18 protein-coding genes are annotated in these 16,729 nt (G+C 62.7%); 13 read left to right on the plus strand and 5 right to left on the minus strand.

All coding sequences use genetic code 11. The features are described from left to right. Positions 1-56: 56 nt before the first annotated feature. Complete coding sequence (locus tag ACQ6S1_RS01610) at positions 57-830, minus strand: SDR family NAD(P)-dependent oxidoreductase (RefSeq protein ID WP_445039417.1); 774 nt, start codon at positions 828-830, stop codon at positions 57-59. Between the two features lie 63 nt (positions 831-893). Continuing rightward, a complete protein-coding gene (locus ACQ6S1_RS01615) occupies positions 894-1,790 on the minus strand; it encodes a sugar kinase (protein ID WP_445039418.1) in 897 nt (298 codons plus the stop codon). A 172-nt stretch (positions 1,791-1,962) separates the two neighbouring features. Here ACQ6S1_RS01615 and ACQ6S1_RS01620 point away from each other — a divergent pair, with 172 nt between their 5' ends. Next, positions 1,963-2,280, plus strand: a complete 318-nt coding sequence (locus tag ACQ6S1_RS01620; protein WP_445039419.1) for a YMGG-like glycine zipper-containing protein — start codon at positions 1,963-1,965, stop codon at positions 2,278-2,280. Between the two features lie 43 nt (positions 2,281-2,323). Here the strand turns inward: ACQ6S1_RS01620 and ACQ6S1_RS01625 are convergent, their stop codons facing one another. The 3 genes from ACQ6S1_RS01625 to ACQ6S1_RS01635 form a co-directional block, all read right to left on the minus strand. Beyond that, positions 2,324-2,767, minus strand: a complete 444-nt coding sequence (locus ACQ6S1_RS01625; protein ID WP_445039420.1) for a CoA-binding protein — start codon at positions 2,765-2,767, stop codon at positions 2,324-2,326. A gap of 69 nt (positions 2,768-2,836) precedes the next feature. Continuing rightward, positions 2,837-4,507, minus strand: coding sequence for a pilus assembly protein TadG-related protein (locus ACQ6S1_RS01630; protein WP_445039421.1), 1,671 nt, complete (start codon positions 4,505-4,507; stop codon positions 2,837-2,839). Beyond that, entirely contained in the window at positions 4,507-5,247 is a 741-nt protein-coding gene (locus ACQ6S1_RS01635; RefSeq protein WP_445039422.1) for a TadE family protein, read from the minus strand. Before ACQ6S1_RS01635 ends, ACQ6S1_RS01630 begins: the two co-directional genes overlap by 1 nt. Between ACQ6S1_RS01635 and ACQ6S1_RS01640 the strand changes: the two genes are divergently transcribed. The 12 genes from ACQ6S1_RS01640 (at position 5,231) to guaA (ending at position 16,640) form a co-directional block, all read left to right on the plus strand. Beyond that, positions 5,231-5,503 carry a hypothetical protein gene (locus ACQ6S1_RS01640; RefSeq protein WP_445039423.1) on the plus strand — a complete coding sequence of 91 codons (273 nt, stop codon included), beginning with the start codon at positions 5,231-5,233 and terminating at the stop codon, positions 5,501-5,503. The genes ACQ6S1_RS01635 and ACQ6S1_RS01640 overlap by 17 nt on opposite strands. 150 nt (positions 5,504-5,653) lie before the next feature. Next, a complete protein-coding gene (rplM, locus tag ACQ6S1_RS01645) occupies positions 5,654-6,115 on the plus strand; it encodes a 50S ribosomal protein L13 (RefSeq protein ID WP_445039424.1) in 462 nt (153 codons plus the stop codon). Positions 6,116-6,119: 4 nt separating this feature from the next. After that, positions 6,120-6,602 carry a 30S ribosomal protein S9 gene (rpsI, locus tag ACQ6S1_RS01650; protein ID WP_445039425.1) on the plus strand — a complete coding sequence of 161 codons (483 nt, stop codon included), beginning with the start codon at positions 6,120-6,122 and terminating at the stop codon, positions 6,600-6,602. Between the two features lie 295 nt (positions 6,603-6,897). Then, a complete protein-coding gene (gene speB, locus ACQ6S1_RS01655; RefSeq protein ID WP_445039426.1) occupies positions 6,898-7,884 on the plus strand; it encodes an agmatinase in 987 nt (328 codons plus the stop codon). A gap of 132 nt (positions 7,885-8,016) precedes the next feature. Next, positions 8,017-9,078, plus strand: coding sequence for an N-acetyl-gamma-glutamyl-phosphate reductase (gene argC, locus ACQ6S1_RS01660; protein WP_445039427.1), 1,062 nt, complete (start codon positions 8,017-8,019; stop codon positions 9,076-9,078). Beyond that, the gene (locus ACQ6S1_RS01665) at positions 9,075-9,320 is read left to right on the plus strand and encodes a hypothetical protein (RefSeq protein WP_445039428.1); all 246 of its coding nucleotides are present in this window, start codon (positions 9,075-9,077) and stop codon (positions 9,318-9,320) included. The genes argC and ACQ6S1_RS01665 overlap by 4 nt, the downstream gene beginning before the upstream one ends. A gap of 76 nt (positions 9,321-9,396) precedes the next feature. Beyond that, on the plus strand, positions 9,397-10,614 hold the full coding sequence (locus ACQ6S1_RS01670) for an LL-diaminopimelate aminotransferase (RefSeq protein WP_445039429.1): 1,218 nt from the start codon (positions 9,397-9,399) through the stop codon (positions 10,612-10,614). A 30-nt stretch (positions 10,615-10,644) separates the two neighbouring features. Beyond that, positions 10,645-11,958, plus strand: a complete 1,314-nt coding sequence (locus ACQ6S1_RS01675; RefSeq protein ID WP_445039430.1) for a homoserine dehydrogenase — start codon at positions 10,645-10,647, stop codon at positions 11,956-11,958. Positions 11,959-11,983: 25 nt separating this feature from the next. Next, on the plus strand, positions 11,984-12,979 hold the full coding sequence (gene glpX / locus ACQ6S1_RS01680) for a class II fructose-bisphosphatase (protein ID WP_445039431.1): 996 nt from the start codon (positions 11,984-11,986) through the stop codon (positions 12,977-12,979). Positions 12,980-13,069: 90 nt separating this feature from the next. After that, entirely contained in the window at positions 13,070-14,527 is a 1,458-nt protein-coding gene (locus ACQ6S1_RS01685) for an RAD55 family ATPase (protein ID WP_445039432.1), read from the plus strand. 22 nt (positions 14,528-14,549) lie between these two features. Further along, positions 14,550-14,963 (plus strand): response regulator, encoded by a 414-nt coding sequence (locus ACQ6S1_RS01690; RefSeq protein WP_445039433.1) that lies wholly within the window; start codon positions 14,550-14,552, stop codon positions 14,961-14,963. 114 nt (positions 14,964-15,077) lie between these two features. After that, positions 15,078-16,640: a glutamine-hydrolyzing GMP synthase gene (gene guaA / locus ACQ6S1_RS01695; RefSeq protein ID WP_445039434.1), complete on the plus strand. Its 1,563-nt coding sequence runs from the start codon at positions 15,078-15,080 to the stop codon at positions 16,638-16,640. The last annotated feature ends 89 nt before the right edge of the window (positions 16,641-16,729 follow it).

Consider the following 16,729-nt stretch of genomic DNA (forward strand, 5'->3'; position numbering starts at 1 on the left):
AAGAACGGAAAAAGCCGCGACCATCGTCGCGGCTTTTTTGTTTCGGTGCGGGAAACCTAAGCGCCACCCCAATTCATCGTCAGGCCACCATCGATGGTCCAGGTCTGGCCGGTGACGTAATCCCCGAAATCCGACGCGAGAAAGAGCGCCAGTCGCGCGATCTCGATCGGCTGGCCGGCGCGATGCCACGGGATTTCCTTGAAGGAGGCTTCGCGCTTTTCCGGGTCGTCAATGCGCTCCTGCGTCATCGGCGTCTCGATCATTCCGGGCGCGACATTGTTCACGTTGATGCGCAATTCCGCCAATTCGACCGCCAGGCTGCGCGTAAACGAGCCGAGGCCCGCCTTCGACATGCCGTAAGGCGCCGATTCCGCCGTAGGCAAGTGCTGCGCCACCGAGGAAATGTTGACGATGCGGCCCTTGCCGCCATGTGCCTTGCGGATGTTGATGAAGGCGCGGGCACAATAAAGCGGGCCCTTCAAATTGGTGTTGAGAACCATATCGAGCTGGTCATCGCGGAGATCGGCCACGGGTGTCTTCTCGCCCATGCCCTTGCCGGCATTGTTCACCAGCACGTCCGGCGCGCCGAATTCATCCACGACGCGGGCGAACGCCGCGTCCACTTCGGAGGCATCCTGGACGTCGAGCTGCAGGACCAGGCCGCGTCTGCCGGCCGCCTCGACCCGCCGCAGGGTTTCCTGAGCTCCCTGGTCATCCGTATGAAAGGTAATGACGACGTCAGCGCCGGCCTTGGCGAATTCCTCGGCGATGGCCTGTCCGATGCCGGAATCCCCGCCCGTGACGAGGGCGATCCTGTTATCCAGTCTCATGAAGGCGATCCTCCCGGAAAACAGGAAAACGCCTCCCCATCCCGCCTGTTCCGGAACGGCTGGCTAGCGCTTGGCCTCCGGCATCACGCGCGCGACATATTCCACATCTGCGACAGATGGCAGGCTCGCCTCGATGCCGAGATGCTGGACCGAATGGGCGGAGGCGGCGCGGGCGAAGCGGAAATGTTCGCTCCACGACGCGTAGGGGCGTGACAGATAGGAATAGATGTAGGAGCCGTGGAAGATGTCGCCGGCGCCATTGGTGTCGATCACCCGTTCCGTCGGCACCGCCAATGCGGGAAGCTCGGAAACCTCGCCCTTCTCGTCGTACCAGACGACGCCGCGTTCCCCGAGAGTAACCGCCCCGACCCGGCAGCCGCGGGACTTCAGATATTCGAGCATTTCGCCGGGCGCGAGGTTCATCTGCTCGCACATCCGTTCCGACACGGCGGCAATATCGACGAAGCCGAGCAGTTCGTCCGTGTTCTCACGCACCGCGCCGCCATCGAGCGACGTCAGAATGCCGGCTTCACGGCAGATCTTGGCGTAATGCAGGGCCGCGTCCGGTTGGTGGCCGTCGAGGTGCAGCGCGCGGCAGGTGCGCAGGTGGAGATTGGGGAAGGGGTGCAGATGGTCGTCGTCGCGGCAGCGCACGATGGCGCGTTTGCCGCCGTTCGGCATGATGAAGGAGAGCGATGCGCCGCGCACCTTTCGGGCATGAAGCGGGATCAGATATTTCGCGGCCATGTCGTGAAACATGCGCGATAGCCAGTCGTCGCCCATCGTGGTTAGGAGATCCGGGGCAACGCCGAGCTTGGCGCAGCAGAAGGCGGCAGTCACGGCATTGCCACCAAAGCTCACGGCGTAATCATCCGCCAGCGTCTTCTCGTCACCCGTCGGGATGTGAGACGTGATGAACGTGATGTCGATGTAGGTGTGGCCGATGAATAAAGCCTGCATTGCGTCTCCTGAGACCTGGCCGTGAACAACGATTGAGCGACGCGTTCAGGCAGTATTAAGGATGATCCGACTCTACTGAACTCCGCAAGTTTCGGCGGAGTTCGTCCGTCCGGCAGGTTCAAATATCGGGCTGCCTCGGACCGACGTTCCACCCGACCTTTGGGAGAACGACATGATTCGTGAAATTGCATTCGCCGGCGCTTTGCTGATGGCCGGCACTTCGGTTCAGGCGCAGGCCCAGGATGCGGTCGCGGGCGGCCTGTTGGGTGCCGGCGCCGGCGCCATCCTCGGTGGTGCTCTTACAGGCAAGGCCGGCGGCGCCGTCGCGGGAGCCATGCTTGGCGGCGCGACGGGCGCCATCATCGCCAATGAGAACGACCGTCGCCGCTATCGCGTTGAGCGCCGGGGTTACTACTTCACCTCGCGCCATCGTTGCTTCTACGAATATCCGAACGGCGATGTCGTGCGGGTTGCCAATCGGCCTTGCTGACAGCCTGTGCCCGACCGAAACGAATGGTCGGGCAGGGCGTGCCTCAAACGGATGGCGTGACCGGGCTTAGCCGAGGAATCTCCACCTTGGGGCAGCGATCCATGACGACTTGGAGGCCGGCGGCGCGCGCACGTTCCGCAGCCTCCTCGTTGACGACGCCGATCTGCGTCCAGATCACTTTCGGCATCTGCGCGCGTCCGATGGCCTCATCGACGATGTCTCCGACGTGTTCGGACGCGCGGAAAACATCGACCATATCAACGAATTCGGGGACATCACTGAGATTGGCGTAGACCTTTTCGCCGATCATGGTCTGCCCGGCCAAGCCCGGATTGATGGGGAACACCCGGTAGCCTTGTTGCTGCAGATAACGGGCGACGTAGTTCGATGGCCGATCCTCGTTCTGGCTGAAGCCGATCACGGCAATCGTTCGAACGTTCTCGAGAATGTCACGGACGGTGTTGTCATCCAGGCCATCAATGCTCATCACGGAAACTCCTGTTCAGGAATCCTGATATAGGCCCGACCGTGTGATCGAAAAGCGGCCTGACACCGCTCACATCACCAGCGCCGGCGTGCCGCATCGGACGGCGTGGACCCGCACGTCTGCTTGTCCCACGGAAACTCCCAGGGTGATCAGAAGCGAATCCACAATGGGATCGAGGATTTTACCGACCGGCAGGATGAGATTCTTCACAGAGCGCACCAGATTGTTGAGGCCAACGAACAATCTCAAACCCAACAACTCACCTTCGACTTTTGGATCGGCGAACAAGTCCGACACGAGCGAGGTCAGAAGCCGGTTGCTGGACGTGTTCTTGATCGTTCCCGAGTTGATCTCAGCCGCTGTGAAAGGCACGGGGATTGGGACGTTCTGTTTGATCTGCGCACTGGAAGACGCGGTTACTTTCACAATTTCGATGACGTTCAGAACCGTGGCGGGCTTTGGGGTGACCGGAGCGAACGAATTCCATTGCGCTGGATCTGCGACTTCTCCGATCCACGCCCTCGCGAGCGAAGGCTGCACGTTCAAGGTTACGCGCACATCCTTGCCTGGGTCACTGCCACAGGAAATTGATGCCAGGTCCGCTTCAGCGGCCGCCACGTCGATCAGCACGGGCAGGGTGACCACAGGTGCTACAAGCGGGACGTTGCCGAGAATGGCGTTCAGCTTAACGCGCGTCTGGGCGGTGTAGACCTTGGCCCCCCGCGCGCCGACCGTGACCCAGGACGTGCTCTGCGGCGGCTCTCCGAGCATGACATCGGCCGTCAGACCACCCAGAAGGGGAACCTCGACGCCGAGGTCCAGCGAGAGTTGATGATTGCCGCCCGCCGATGCCGCGGCGCGCACGAGATCATAAGCGGACACAAAAGCCTTCAACCCCGCGGGCGTTTCGCCCAGGGCGAGGGGCCCCAGCTTGCCAAGATCGAGCAATTTGCGGCCATCGACCCTCAGGCTTGCGATCGTGCCGCTGGCACGCAGCTTGCGAAGAGCGAGATCCGCCGCCGTTCGGCCGCTGGCAGCTGCCACATGGGCCGCGGCATCCAGCATGGCCCCGACCCGGAGGTTGGAGGAGAGAAATGAATTGTAGCTCCCGGCCGTGATGCTGGCGTCGGTCGCCATCGTGCCGAGCAGTTTCAGCAGGTCGATGTCGGCAGCGGCCAGGGCATTGTAGTCCATCAGCGTGAGATTGACCTTGCTGCCGAACATCTTGCTGAGGATTGCGTTTGCCACGCCTTCCTTGAGCGACAGCAGGCGCGAGCCCACCGAGAATTGGGAGACATCCTCCTTGGCGGCAATCGCCGAGACACGGATCGAAGGGCCGCCCTTTGGATAGAAGAGCCGCGAGAAATAAATCTGGCCGGTGGTTTCCAATGCTATTTTTACCGCGTTCTCGCCGGCAGCCGGAGAAGTGTATCTGGCTTTAGGGGCGATTGTCGGGTCGGGGCGGAAAAGCCCTTTTTCCACCTGCAACTTCACATCGGCAGGGGCGCCGTTGGCCCGCAGCAGGGAAAGAGCGGCTTCCTGTGCGTGGGCCAGATCGGTCGCCGCGGCCAATGCGGCAAGATCGGCCATAGCCTGCATCTTCCGACGCTCGACATGCAGGCTCGCGATATCGACCGCAAATGCGAGCCCCCCGATCACGCATGGCAGGAGCGCCGCCGACATGACTGCGACCATTCCCGATTGATCCCGGAAAAAGGAACGCCGGCGCACGTCCGGCATCAATAGCCGCCGCGACGGATGACGGCCGCACGGTTGATCTTTTGCGGGGGCAGGGGAAGCAATCCTGCGAACCGCCAGATGATCATTTTCGACGCGTCGTAATTCACGCTCACCAGCAGCAGGTCCGCGTTATGCGGGTGGGTCGCGATTTCCAGGGTGACGTCATCGCCTTTCAGCAGCGAATAATGGGCGAGGCTTGCGTTCAACTGACGCTCCGCAAGCCCCCGTCGTTCGGCCAGCGATAATCCGGGAAGCGTGGCGCGGGCAGCTTCAGCCGCTAATTGCTGGACGCTATGGATAGCGCCGAAATACATGCCATAGCTGAAGGTGCCGATCATGATCATAAGGAAGACCGGAGCGATCAGGGCGAACTCGACAGCGGATGCACCTCTTGTATCTCCACGAAGGAGACAAACGTTTCGAATCCGCCGCTCACTCCAGAACCTGTTAAGCCGCATCGCCAACCCACAATATTCCGCTATCCGAGAGCTCCCTGAAGATCGCCCCGCAGCCTCACCCGCGCTATGCAATCTAAGGTTGTCACAACCCATATAGACAATCTGATGCGGCTCATACGAAAGTCCAATAGGTGCGATGCCGGCGTGGTTACTTTTCTTTGAAAAGAAGGAGACCGCGTACGATCCTGTCGCCAACCCTCCCGGAGTATGGAACGCTGGCCCGGCCGGGACGTTTTCAGACTGATCAAGTCGAGGAGTTCTGTTGATGTCGACCCGCTTCATTCTGCGTGACACCCCCGCTCCGGGCGATGTCAATGTCCGGATCCATCAGGATGCCGATGTTGTGCTGGGTGAAGTCATCGCTCCGGACGTCGCGGGTAGCCACACTGCCGCGGATGCGGATCAGGACGGCGCGCTTGGCGTGCATCAGGCGTTGGCGTCGGCGATTGAGATCGCTGGGCACCACGGCAATGTGGTCCGGATCATCGATCCGGAAGGTCTTTGGCGAGAGGAATGGGGCGTTCTGGACGCAGACTGACGGGGGTTTTATAATACCATTTTTTTAAGTCGTTGATTTACCTATATAATATTGGCGACAAACTGATTGCCTTGGCTGTAAGTCCCTTGTAGAAGCTCTCTTCAACCGGCCGCCTTTGCGGCCGCTGTGCTTTTCCAAGGGACCAACACCATGTCTACTTTTTCGGCCAAGCCCGCCGAGATCGAGAAGAAGTGGGTGCTGATCGACGCCGAGGGTCTCGTCGTCGGTCGCCTTGCCTCGATCATTGCCCTGCGGCTGCGCGGCAAGCATCTGCCGATCTTCACCCCTCACGTCGATTGCGGTGACAACATCATCGTCATCAACGCCGAGAAGGTGGTTTTCACCGGCAACAAGCGTCAGGACAAATCCTATTTCTGGCACACCGGCTACCCGGGCGGCATCAAGGAGCGCAAGGCGCGCACGATCCTCGAAGGCCGTTTCCCGAACCGTGTGATCGAGAAGGCCGTGGAGCGCATGCTTCCGCGCGGACCTCTCGGCCGCCAGCAGCTCAGCAACCTGCGCGTCTATCGCGGTTCCGAGCATCCTCACACCGCCCAGCAGCCTGAGACGCTCGACGTCTCGGCGCTGAACAGCAAGAACGTCCGGAACTGAGCCGATGGCCGATAACATCCAGTCTCTCGAAGATCTTGGCGGCGCTCTTGGCGGAGCCGTCGCCTCCGATGCTCCGCGCCATGAGCAGAAGCTCGACGCGCAGGGCCGTGCCTATGCCACCGGCAAGCGCAAGGACGCGGTCGCCCGCGTTTGGATCAAGCCCGGTTCCGGCCAGATCGTGGTCAACAACCGCGCTCTCGAAACCTATTTCGCGCGTCCCGTTCTGCGCATGATCCTGCAGCAGCCGCTCGGCATCGCCAATCGCGATGGGCAGTACGATATCCGCGTCACGGTGGCGGGCGGTGGCCTCTCGGGCCAGGCCGGCGCGGTGCGTCACGGCCTTTCGAAGGCTCTGACCTATTTCGAGCCGGAGCTTCGTGGCGTGCTGAAGAAGGCGGGTTTCCTGACCCGCGATTCGCGTGTTGTGGAGCGTAAGAAGTACGGTCGCGCCAAGGCTCGCCGCAGCTTCCAGTTCTCGAAGCGCTGATCGCTCCGGATCAGTTTTCATCTTCGAAGGCGGGCCGTTGCGGCCCGCCTTTTTTTGTCCCGATGATGACGCGGACTGCTGGCTTCGCCGGAGGTAGCGGGTCATCCTTGCGTAGCAACGGCGTTGTAAGCTCGACGTTGAGCCATAAGTGCCAGTAGCGATGGCATAAATGTAGGGGCAGGGTGCCGATACTCGGCCTTACGCTTTCCTCCGTGCCGCGTGCCTGGGAACCGTCTCAGGCCTTGAAACCGCAGCACGGCGGTTCAGATCATCCGGCTTTCAGACGAGGAACCCCATGGCGTCAGACCCGCTTCATCCCCGCCCTGTGGACCGCGCACTGGATCCATCCTTCCGTCACGGCCAGAGCATGGAGCCGAACTATTCCGGCGTGGTCTCGTTTCTACGCCGCGCCTATGCGCGCGACCCGTCGGGTTTCGATGTCGCCGTCTGGGGTGTGCCCTTGGACACGACAGTGTCCAACCGGCCCGGAACGCGCTTCGGGCCTCGTGCGCTACGCGATGCCTCGACCATCCTCGATGGCGATCCGGTCTACCCGTTCGGCACCGACATCTTCGAGCATTTGTCGGTCTGCGACAGCGGCGATGCGGTCTTCGATTACGGCCTGCCGATGGAAATGCCGGCCGCCATCGAGACGCAGGCGTCGGAAAGACTGGACACGGGCGCGCATCTCGTCACCCTGGGAGGCGATCATTTCCTCACGTATCCCGTGCTGAAGGCGCTGGTGAAGCGCATCGGTCGACCCGTTGCACTCGTGCAGTTCGATGCCCATCAGGACACCTGGGGCGAGGATGACGATCGGCGCATCGACCACGGGACCATGATCTCTCGCGCCGTGAACGATGGCCTCATTCTCCCGGAGCGTTCGGTTCAGGTTGGCATCCGCACCCATGCGCCCGCTGACAAGGGCATCGCTTCGGTCAGCGGTTTCGAGGTCGGTGAGCTTGGTGCTCCGGCGATGGCGGCGCGCATCCTCGCTCATGTGGGCGATGCGCCCACCTACGTCACTTTCGATATCGATGCGCTGGACCCGGCCTTCGCGCCCGGCACGGGCACGCCTGTGTGCGGTGGCCTTTCGACGCGGGAGGCGCTGAGCATCCTGCGTCGCCTGTCGGCACTCGATCTCAAGGGTTTTGACGTGGTGGAGGTGTCGCCGCCCTACGATCATGCCCAGGTCACGGCACTCGCGGGAGCGACGCTGGCCCATTATTACCTTGGCCTGCTCGCGGCGCGGAAAGCCAAGGGAAAGAACATCGCACCCTGAGCGGGATTACTCAGACGTAGGCAGCCAGGCATGGAAATGATTTTGCGCGTCATTCTTCGGCGCCGCATTGGCCGACGGCTTGGGCGAATGTACGTTGTCGAGTTGGATGCATCGGCCGAGCGGGAGGCTTAGATGGCGCAGACGGATCAGAAGCTTAAGGTCGGGGTGTTCGGCGCCTCGGGTTATACGGGTGCCGAGCTGGTGAGGCTGCTGCTGCAGCACCCCAATGTCGAGATCGCGGCACTTACGGCCGACCGCAAGGCTGGCCAGACTATGGCGGCCGTCTTTCCGCAATTCTGCGGTCGCGAACTCCCGACGCTCACGACGATCCATGACGTGGATCGTGGCAGCCTCGACGCCGTGTTCTGCGCGCTGCCCCATGGCACGACACAGCACGTCATCGCCGATCTTATGATGGCTCTTCCGAACGTCAGGATCATCGACCTCTCGGCGGATTTCCGCCTCACAGATCCCGCGGCCTACAAGGAATGGTACGGCCACAATCACGAGGCGCTCGATCAGCAGGCCGAGGCGGTCTACGGCGTCACCGAGCATTATCGTGACGCGGTGGCCAAGACGCGGCTCGTGGCCAATCCCGGCTGCCATTCCACGACAGCCATTCTTCCGCTCGTACCGCTGCTGAAAGCCGGTTTGCTGGATGTCGGCAGCATCGTCATCGATTCGAAGACGGGCATGTCGGGCGCGGGCAGGGGCGCCAACGAGGCCATGTTGTTCTCCGAAGTGTCCGAGGGCCTGCATGCCTATGGCGTCGGCAAGCATCGTCATACGGCCGAGCTCGATCAGGAATTCTCCAAGGCGGCTGGCCGTGAGGTGCAGGCCAGCTTCACGCCGCATCTCGCTCCCATGATCCGGGGCATCTACGCCACGATCTATGTGCGGATGGAGGGCGGCGCGACCGCGGAAGACCTGCATCGCGCGCTGGCCGATTCCTATTCCGGCGAGGCCTTCGTCCATGTCCTGCCGTTCGGGCAGGTGCCGCAATCGCGCCATGTCCGCGGGTCGAACAATTGCCAGATCGGCGTGGTGGCCGATCGCGTCTCGGGCCGTGCGGTGGTGATCTCGACGCTGGACAATCTCCTCAAGGGTGCGTCGGGACAGGCGGTGCAGAACTTCAACGTCATGTTCGGCTTTCCGGAAACCACGGCGCTGGGCACATGGGGCATGTTTCCATGAAATCCGGCCTGCCGGTCCGATTGGGCTTTTTTCTCGGTTTCTCCCTGGTGTTGTCTGCGTGCTCGACGCCGAGCGAGCGCTTTGGACTGGCGCCGCCGGACAGCAAGCGCGGCGCTTATCCCAACATCAATGCGCCCGTGGCCAATCCGGCCACGCCCGCTCTCGAGCCCACCGAGCGCGAGGCGCGACAAGCTGAAATCGCGCGTCACGCACGTTCCGCACCGTCTTCTTCGGCGCGTTGACGCGAAACGGCCTCTTTCCGTCAGATAAATGTTAGAATACGCAGAGCCGAGCCGGCTTTGCTCCAGGAAGAAGACGATGACGCAGGACTTTCATTCGATCCGCCGTTTGCCGCCCTATGTGTTCGAGCAGGTGAATCGCGTGAAGGCACAGGCCCGTCAGAACGGCGCCGATATCATCGATCTGGGCATGGGCAATCCCGACCTGCCGACACCGGAGCACATCACCGACAAGCTGGTCGAGAATGCACGCCGGCCGCGCACCAATCGCTATTCCACCTCGAAAGGCGTGCCGGGTCTGCGCCGCGCCCAGGCGGCCTATTACGAGCGTCGTTTTGGCGTGAAGCTCAACCCGGATACCCAGGTCGTCGCCACGCTCGGGTCCAAGGAAGGCTTCGCGAACATGGCGCAGGCCATCACCGCGCCGGGCGACGTCGTGCTGGTGCCGAACCCGAGTTATCCGATTCACGCCTTCGGTTTCCTGATGGCGGGCGGCGTCATCCGCAACGTGCCGTCGACCCCGGACGAGACCTATTTCGTCGCGCTGGAGCGCGCGGTTCAGCATTCGATTCCGAAGCCGCTCGCCGTCGTCCTTTGCTACCCGTCCAACCCGACGGCGGAGGTCGCCAGCCTCGATTTCTACAAGGAGGTGATCGCCTTCGCGAAGAAGCACGAGATTTGGGTGCTGTCGGACATCGCCTATTCCGAAATCTATTTCGACGATCCGCCGCCCTCGATTTTGCAGGTGCCCGGCGCGTTCGATGTGGCGGTGGAGTTCACCTCCATGTCCAAGACCTATTCCATGCCCGGCTGGCGCGTCGGCTTCGCGGTGGGCAATGAGCGGCTCATTGCCGCTCTGGCGCGGGTGAAATCCTATCTCGATTACGGTGCGTTCACGCCTATCCAGGTAGCCGCCTCGGCCGCGCTGAACGGTCCGCAGGATTGCGTGGCCGAGATGCGGGAGATCTACCGCAAGCGCCGCGATGTGCTGGTCGATACCTTCACGAAGGCCGGGTGGCCGATTCCCGCGCCGAGTGCCTCGATGTTCGCGTGGGCGCAAATTCCTGAGAAGTTTCGCGGGCTCGGCAGCGTCGAGTTCGCCAAGCTCCTTGTCGAGAAGGCCGATGTCGCGGTTTCGCCGGGGGCCGGTTTTGGCGAGCATGGCGATGATTACGTGCGTATCGCCTTGGTGGAGAACGAACATCGCATTCGTCAGGCGGCGCGCAATATCCGCCGTTTCCTTGAAACCGCCGACCAAACCATGCACAACGTGGTCCCACTCGTCGCCGCACGCTGAATCTGGCGCGGCATCCGTCCGGGATCGTTCATGAAGTCGCCTTTGAGGATTGGCGTGGCCGGGCTCGGCACCGTCGGCTCGTCTGTCATTCGTCTGCTCGCCGAACGTCGGGAGGCGCTGACAGCGATCGTTGGCCGTCCGCTCGATGTCGTGGCCGTCTCCGCGAGAGACCGCACCCGGGATCGAGGCATCGATGTGTCGGGCATGCGATGGCACGACACGCCGCAGGCGCTTGCAGCCGATGCCGGGATAGACCTTTTCGTGGAACTGGTAGGCGGTGCCGAAGGTGCCTCCGCAGAATCCGTTGAGATCGCGCTCCGGCGGGGCATTCCGGTCGTCACGGCCAACAAGGCGCTGCTCGCGGCACGCGGGCTCGATCTCGCCCGCACGGCCGAGACTGGCAATGCGACGCTTGCCTTCGAGGCGGCCGTCGCCGGTGGCATTCCGGTCATCAAGACGCTGCGTGAGGCACTGCCGGCCAGCCGTCTCTCGCGCATCTCCGGCATCCTCAATGGCACCTGCAATTACATCCTGTCGCGGATGGAAGCCGAGGGCCTGTCCTTCGCGGAATGCCTCGCCGACGCCCAGCGCCTTGGCTATGCCGAGGCCGACCCGACATTCGATGTCGGTGGCTTCGACACCGCCCACAAGCTCGCCATCCTGACGAGCCTCGCTTTCGGCACGCGCATCGATTCCGACGCGGTCTATGTCGAGGGCATCGCCACCATCGAGCCGCTCGACCTCACAATGGCCGACGAACTCGGCTATCGCATCAAGCTGCTGGGCGTCGCGACCCGCACCGACGGCGGCATTGAACAGCGCGTCCACCCCACCATGGTGCCGAAGACCAGTGCTCTGGCTCAGGTCATTGGCGTCACCAATGCGGTGTCCATCTGCGGCTCGGCCATTGGCGAACTGACGCTTGTCGGTCCCGGCGCCGGCGGTGACGCAACCGCCTCTGCCGTCATCTCCGACATCGTCGATATCGCTCGCGGCGCCACGTTTCCGGCGTTCGGTCTGCCGCTTGCCGGCCTCGACGAGCCGGTGCAGGCACCCATCAGCACGCACACCGGCGGATATTACATTCGCCTTTCGGTAGTCGACCGTCCGGGAACGGCGGCAGCTATCGCAACGCGCATGGCGGAGCAGGGGATTTCGCTGGAAAGCATCCTTCAGCGTCGTCCGCGTGTCGCCGCTTCCAGCGATATCGAGCACGCATCGGTGCCGCTCGTCCTCATCACGCATGCCACGAACGAAGAGGCCGTCGCACAGGCCCTCGACGCCGTCCTCGCAGACGGGCATATCCAGGGTGTGCCGCAGGTTATCCGGATCGAGAAGGAATAGGGCGCTCGTCCCTATGGGAGAGAACATGGAAAAGATCACCGTCGAATCCGGTCGCATCATCGAGCGCATTCTGACGCTTGAGCTCGTGCGCGTGACCGAGCGTGCCGCCGTCGCCTCCGCCCGCCTTCGCGGCCGGGGTCAGGAGAAGGCCGCCGATCAGGCCGCCGTGGATGCCATGCGGCGCGAGCTCAACCGCCTCGACATCGACGGCACGATCGTGATCGGCGAGGGCGAGCGCGACGAGGCGCCCATGCTCTTCATCGGCGAGAAGGTCGGCAACGGCACAGGCCCCCAGGTCGACATCGCTGTCGATCCGCTCGAAGGCACCACGCTCTGCGCTCAGGACATGGCGGGCTCGATCTGCGTCATGGCCATGGCCGAAGGCGGCACGCTTCTCCACGCGCCAGACGCCTACATGGAGAAGATCGCCGTCGGGCCCGGCTACTCGGCCGACGTGATCGACCTCGACGCATCTCCAGCCGACAACATCAATTCGGTGGCGCGCGCGAAGGGAGTGAAGCCTTCCGAGATTGGCGTACTGATGCTTGATCGTCCGCGTCACGCCAAGATGCTGGAAGCCATCCGCGCCACCGGCGCGAGCGTGCGCCTCATCACCGATGGCGATATTGCGGGCATCATCTACACGACGCAGCCGGAAAAGACCGGGATCGACATCTACATGGGCATCGGCGCGGCGCCTGAGGGCGTGCTCGCGGCCTCTGCCCTGCGGTGCGTCGGCGGCCATATGCAGACCCGTCTGGTGCTCGACACCGAAGAGAAGATCGCGCGTGCAGCCAGCATGGGCGTCACCGATCCGAAGCGGAAATACCTCGTCCAAGATCTCGCATCGGGTGACGTGATCGTGGCGGCCACGGGTGTGACCGATGGACCGCTGGTTTCCGGCGTTCATTTCGGCGCCAATTACATCGAGACGGAAACGGTCGTCTATCGGTCGGCAACGGGCACGGTGCGCCGCATCAAGGCCGAGCATCGTGAAATGGGCAAGTTCCACTTCGGTTGATGGTCTTTTGACGGGTTGCACAGCCCGCCATGGCTGCGTTAGGTGATCTGCGGCGGCAAGCGGCTGCCGCAGGGATCATGCGAAACGATCATGGCGTCACAGGATAATGAGGCCGTACTGGCGCGGGTTGCGACCGGCGTACCGGGCCTCGACAAGGTCTTGAAGGGCGGCTTCTTCGAAGGCGGCATCTATATCATCCAGGGCGATCCGGGATCCGGAAAGACGATCCTGGCCAACCAGATCTGCTTCAGTCATCTGAAGGAGAATGGTCGGGCCGTCTATGCCACCTTGCTGTCGGAGAGCCATTCCCGGCTGATGCAGCAATTGCGCACACTCTCGTTCTTCGACGAGGAGGCGCTGCCCGATCGGATGGCCTATCTCAGCGCGCTGAGCGCACTGGAAGATCGCGGCTTGACTGGTCTGCTCGATCTGCTGCGCCGCGAGATCGTGGCCCGTCGCGCCACCATGCTGGTCATCGACGGTTTTCTCGCGGCCGAGGCTTCCTCCGCCAGCGAACGCGAGTTCAAGAAGTTCGTGCACGAATTGCAGAGCCACGCCATTTCGGCGGGCTGCACCATCCTGCTGCTGACCAATGGGGTGAACCGGCCCGCGCGGCCAGAACGCACGATGGTCGACGGCATTCTCATGCTCAGCCGCCGCGATGTCGGTGTTCGCAGCGAGCGTGAGATCGAAGTCATGAAACTTCGCGCGTCCGATTATCTGCAGGGACGCCATTCCTACGAGATCGCGGCCGATGGCCTGAAGGTCTATCCGCGCCTCGAATCCTTTTATTCCCGGCCATCTCGCGCCGAAGCCTTCACCGGCGCGCGCGTCAGCTCGGGCAGCGAGAGCCTGGACAAGCTGATGGGCGGCGGCGTGCCCGCAGCCTCCACGACGGTCGTCTTCGGCGCTCCGGGTATCGGCAAGACCACGCTCGGTCTTCATTGGGCTGCGGAGGATGCCGAGGCGCCATCCCTGTTCTTCGGCTTCTTCGAATCGCCGGAGCGGCTCCTCTACAAGGCGGACCGGTTGGGCCTCAATCTCCGAACGAAGATAGAGCGGGGCAAGGCGGAGATCATCTGGCAGCCCGCGACCGAGCACAATTTCGACGAACTGGGCGAGCGCCTTCTGGCCGCGATCGACCGCCTCGGCGCCTCGCGCGTCGTGATCGATGGCCTTGGGGGCTTTATGGCATCGACCGCCTCACCAGATCGAATTTCTCGTTATTTCGCAGCGCTTTCCAACGAATTGCGGGCACGTGGGGTGAACACGCTCTACACCACCGAGAGCCGCCAGGTCATTGCGGCGCCTGTCGAACTGCCGATCGATAATATTTCGAGTTTGGTGGAGAACCTTCTGTTCTTTCGGTTCGTTGAAATTCACTCGTCGATCCATCGCCTCGTGTCGGTCATCAAAATGCGCGACAGCGACTTCGACTCGGCTTTGCGTGAATTCCGAATTTCGGGAGACGGGCTGAGCGTCATGGAAAACAGGTTCAGCACGGAAGGCCTGATGACGGGCATTGCGCGCGAGCCTGCCGGCGGGTGAGAGCAGGGCTCCCGGGCCCGAGATGACAACGACGCACCGCCTGACCGTGGTGCTCGATTGGGAGTTAGGCGAGATCGTGCGGACAATCCTTGTCGTCGATGACGAATTCGGGGTTGCCGACGTGCTTGCGGCGGCACTCGAGGACGAAGGCTACCGAGTGTTCACTGCGGCCAACGGCAGGGAGGGCCTCGATCGTGTCCGGGAACACAATCCAGATCTCGTGATCGTGGACTTCATGATGCCGGTCATGGACGGCCCGGCAATGGCACACGCCCTTCGCGGCGATGGCCATGCCGGTATTCCCATCATCATGATGAGCGCCATGCCGGAGCCGGCTGTACGGCAGCGTTTTGCGGATTATTCCGGGTTTCTGCGCAAGCCCTTCCGCATCAACACCGCGGCCGACCTCGTCGCGCGGGCGTTGGGAGACGGCTGAGACCGCCGGGATAAACGGCGCGGACCCCGTCTCCCTACCGGATATGGCTGCGGACCTGTGCGGCATCGGGGAATCGAGATTGCCGCGCGGCCAGCATTGACTTATCCACGCGCCATGACCGACGCTCCTCAACACGACCGCATCCTCATCATCGACTTCGGCTCGCAGGTGACGCAGCTCATCGCGCGTCGCATCCGCGAACAGGGTGTGTATTGCGAGATCGTGCCCTCGCAGAAGGCCGCCGAAACCTTCGCGTCCTTCCGGCCAAAAGGTGTCATCCTATCCGGCGGTCCGGCTTCGGTGACCGAACTCGACACCCCCCGTGCTCCGGATGCCATTTTTGAGTCCGGCGTTCCCGTGCTCGGCATCTGTTACGGGCAACAGACCCTGGTAGCCCAGCTCGGCGGCGGCGTGGAAAGCGGCCACGGCGGCGAGTTCGGCCGTGCCGATATCGAGATCGTCGAGGACAGCCCGCTGTTCGACGGCATCTGGCAGCGCGGCCACAAATATCCGGTGTGGATGAGCCATGGCGATCGGGTCACCTCGCTGCCTGTCGGCTTCAAGGCCATCGCAGTGTCGGAGGGGGCGCCCTTCGCCGCCATCGTCGATGAGGCGCGCCGTTATTACGCCGTCCAGTTTCATCCGGAAGTGGCGCATACGCCGGATGGTGCGCGGCTTCTGCGTAACTTCGTCCGCGAGATCGTGGGTGCCAAAGGCGACTGGACCATGGCTGCCTTCCGCGACGAGGCGATCGCGCGCATTCGAGAGCAGGTCGGCGCCGGCCGTGTGATCTGCGGGCTGTCCGGCGGCGTGGATTCGGCGGTGGCGGCCGTGCTTATCCACGAAGCCATCGGCGACCAGCTGACCTGCGTCTTCGTCGACCACGGCCTGCTGCGGCAAGGCGAGGCCGAGCAGGTGGTGACCCTCTTCAAGGACCACTACAACATTCCCCTGGTTCACGTTGATGCATCACGCATTTTCCTGGGCGAACTTGCGGGCATTTCCGATCCCGAGCAGAAGCGCAAGACGATTGGTCGCCTGTTCATCGATGTCTTCGATGCCGAGGCCGCAAAAATCGGCGGCGCCGATTTCCTGGCTCAGGGTACGCTCTATCCCGATGTGATCGAGAGCGTGTCGTTCCACGGCGGTCCATCGGTCACGATCAAGTCGCACCACAATGTGGGCGGCCTGCCTGAGCGCATGAAGATGAAGCTGGTGGAGCCGCTGCGCGAATTGTTCAAGGATGAGGTGCGTGTGCTGGGCCGCGAGCTTGGCCTGCCGGACGCGTTCGTTGGCCGCCACCCATTCCCGGGGCCGGGCCTCGCCATCCGCATCCCCGGAGACATCACCCGCGAGAAGCTGGACACGCTGAGGCAGGCCGACGCCATCTACCTGGACGAGATCCGCAAGGCCGGCCTTTACGACGTGATCTGGCAGGCTTTCGCCGTGTTGCTGCCGGTGAAGACCGTGGGCGTCATGGGCGACAGCCGAACCTACGATCACGTGCTCGCACTGCGCGCCGTGACGTCGACCGACGGCATGACGGCCGACTTCTATCCCTTTGACATGAACTTTCTGGGCCGCGCCGCGACCCGCATCATCAATGAAGTCAAAGGCGTAAACCGGGTGGTCTACGACGTGACATCGAAACCGCCCGGCACGATCGAGTGGGAATGATTCAGGCCTAACCTCGGTCAGCGCTCAAGCGTGGACGAAACGCATTCGTGGCTGCGCTTTACGCAATTGGGGAAACGGATTTGCAGGCT

The organism is Terrihabitans aquatilis (genome assembly GCF_052542005.1).

Excerpts from the sequence above, each read along its gene's own strand:
- ACQ6S1_RS01675 (WP_445039430.1), top strand. The coding sequence starts at position 10,645 with ATGAAGTCGCCTTTGAGGATTGGCGTGGCCGGGCTCGGCACCGTCGGC.
- rplM (WP_445039424.1), top strand. The coding sequence starts at position 5,654 with ATGTCTACTTTTTCGGCCAAGCCCGCCGAGATCGAGAAGAAGTGGGTG.
- glpX (WP_445039431.1), top strand. The coding sequence starts at position 11,984 with ATGGAAAAGATCACCGTCGAATCCGGTCGCATCATCGAGCGCATTCTG.
- ACQ6S1_RS01640 (WP_445039423.1), top strand. The coding sequence starts at position 5,231 with ATGTCGACCCGCTTCATTCTGCGTGACACCCCCGCTCCGGGCGATGTC.
- ACQ6S1_RS01630 (WP_445039421.1), bottom strand. The coding sequence starts at position 4,507 with ATGCCGGACGTGCGCCGGCGTTCCTTTTTCCGGGATCAATCGGGAATG.
- guaA (WP_445039434.1), top strand. The coding sequence starts at position 15,078 with ATGACCGACGCTCCTCAACACGACCGCATCCTCATCATCGACTTCGGC.
- ACQ6S1_RS01610 (WP_445039417.1), bottom strand. The coding sequence starts at position 830 with ATGAGACTGGATAACAGGATCGCCCTCGTCACGGGCGGGGATTCCGGC.
- argC (WP_445039427.1), top strand. The coding sequence starts at position 8,017 with ATGGCGCAGACGGATCAGAAGCTTAAGGTCGGGGTGTTCGGCGCCTCG.
- ACQ6S1_RS01685 (WP_445039432.1), top strand. The coding sequence starts at position 13,070 with ATGGCGTCACAGGATAATGAGGCCGTACTGGCGCGGGTTGCGACCGGC.
- ACQ6S1_RS01635 (WP_445039422.1), bottom strand. The coding sequence starts at position 5,247 with ATGAAGCGGGTCGACATCAACAGAACTCCTCGACTTGATCAGTCTGAA.
- speB (WP_445039426.1), top strand. The coding sequence starts at position 6,898 with ATGGCGTCAGACCCGCTTCATCCCCGCCCTGTGGACCGCGCACTGGAT.
- ACQ6S1_RS01690 (WP_445039433.1), top strand. The coding sequence starts at position 14,550 with ATGACAACGACGCACCGCCTGACCGTGGTGCTCGATTGGGAGTTAGGC.
- ACQ6S1_RS01620 (WP_445039419.1), top strand. The coding sequence starts at position 1,963 with ATGATTCGTGAAATTGCATTCGCCGGCGCTTTGCTGATGGCCGGCACT.
- ACQ6S1_RS01625 (WP_445039420.1), bottom strand. The coding sequence starts at position 2,767 with ATGAGCATTGATGGCCTGGATGACAACACCGTCCGTGACATTCTCGAG.
- ACQ6S1_RS01665 (WP_445039428.1), top strand. The coding sequence starts at position 9,075 with ATGAAATCCGGCCTGCCGGTCCGATTGGGCTTTTTTCTCGGTTTCTCC.
- ACQ6S1_RS01670 (WP_445039429.1), top strand. The coding sequence starts at position 9,397 with ATGACGCAGGACTTTCATTCGATCCGCCGTTTGCCGCCCTATGTGTTC.
- rpsI (WP_445039425.1), top strand. The coding sequence starts at position 6,120 with ATGGCCGATAACATCCAGTCTCTCGAAGATCTTGGCGGCGCTCTTGGC.
- ACQ6S1_RS01615 (WP_445039418.1), bottom strand. The coding sequence starts at position 1,790 with ATGCAGGCTTTATTCATCGGCCACACCTACATCGACATCACGTTCATC.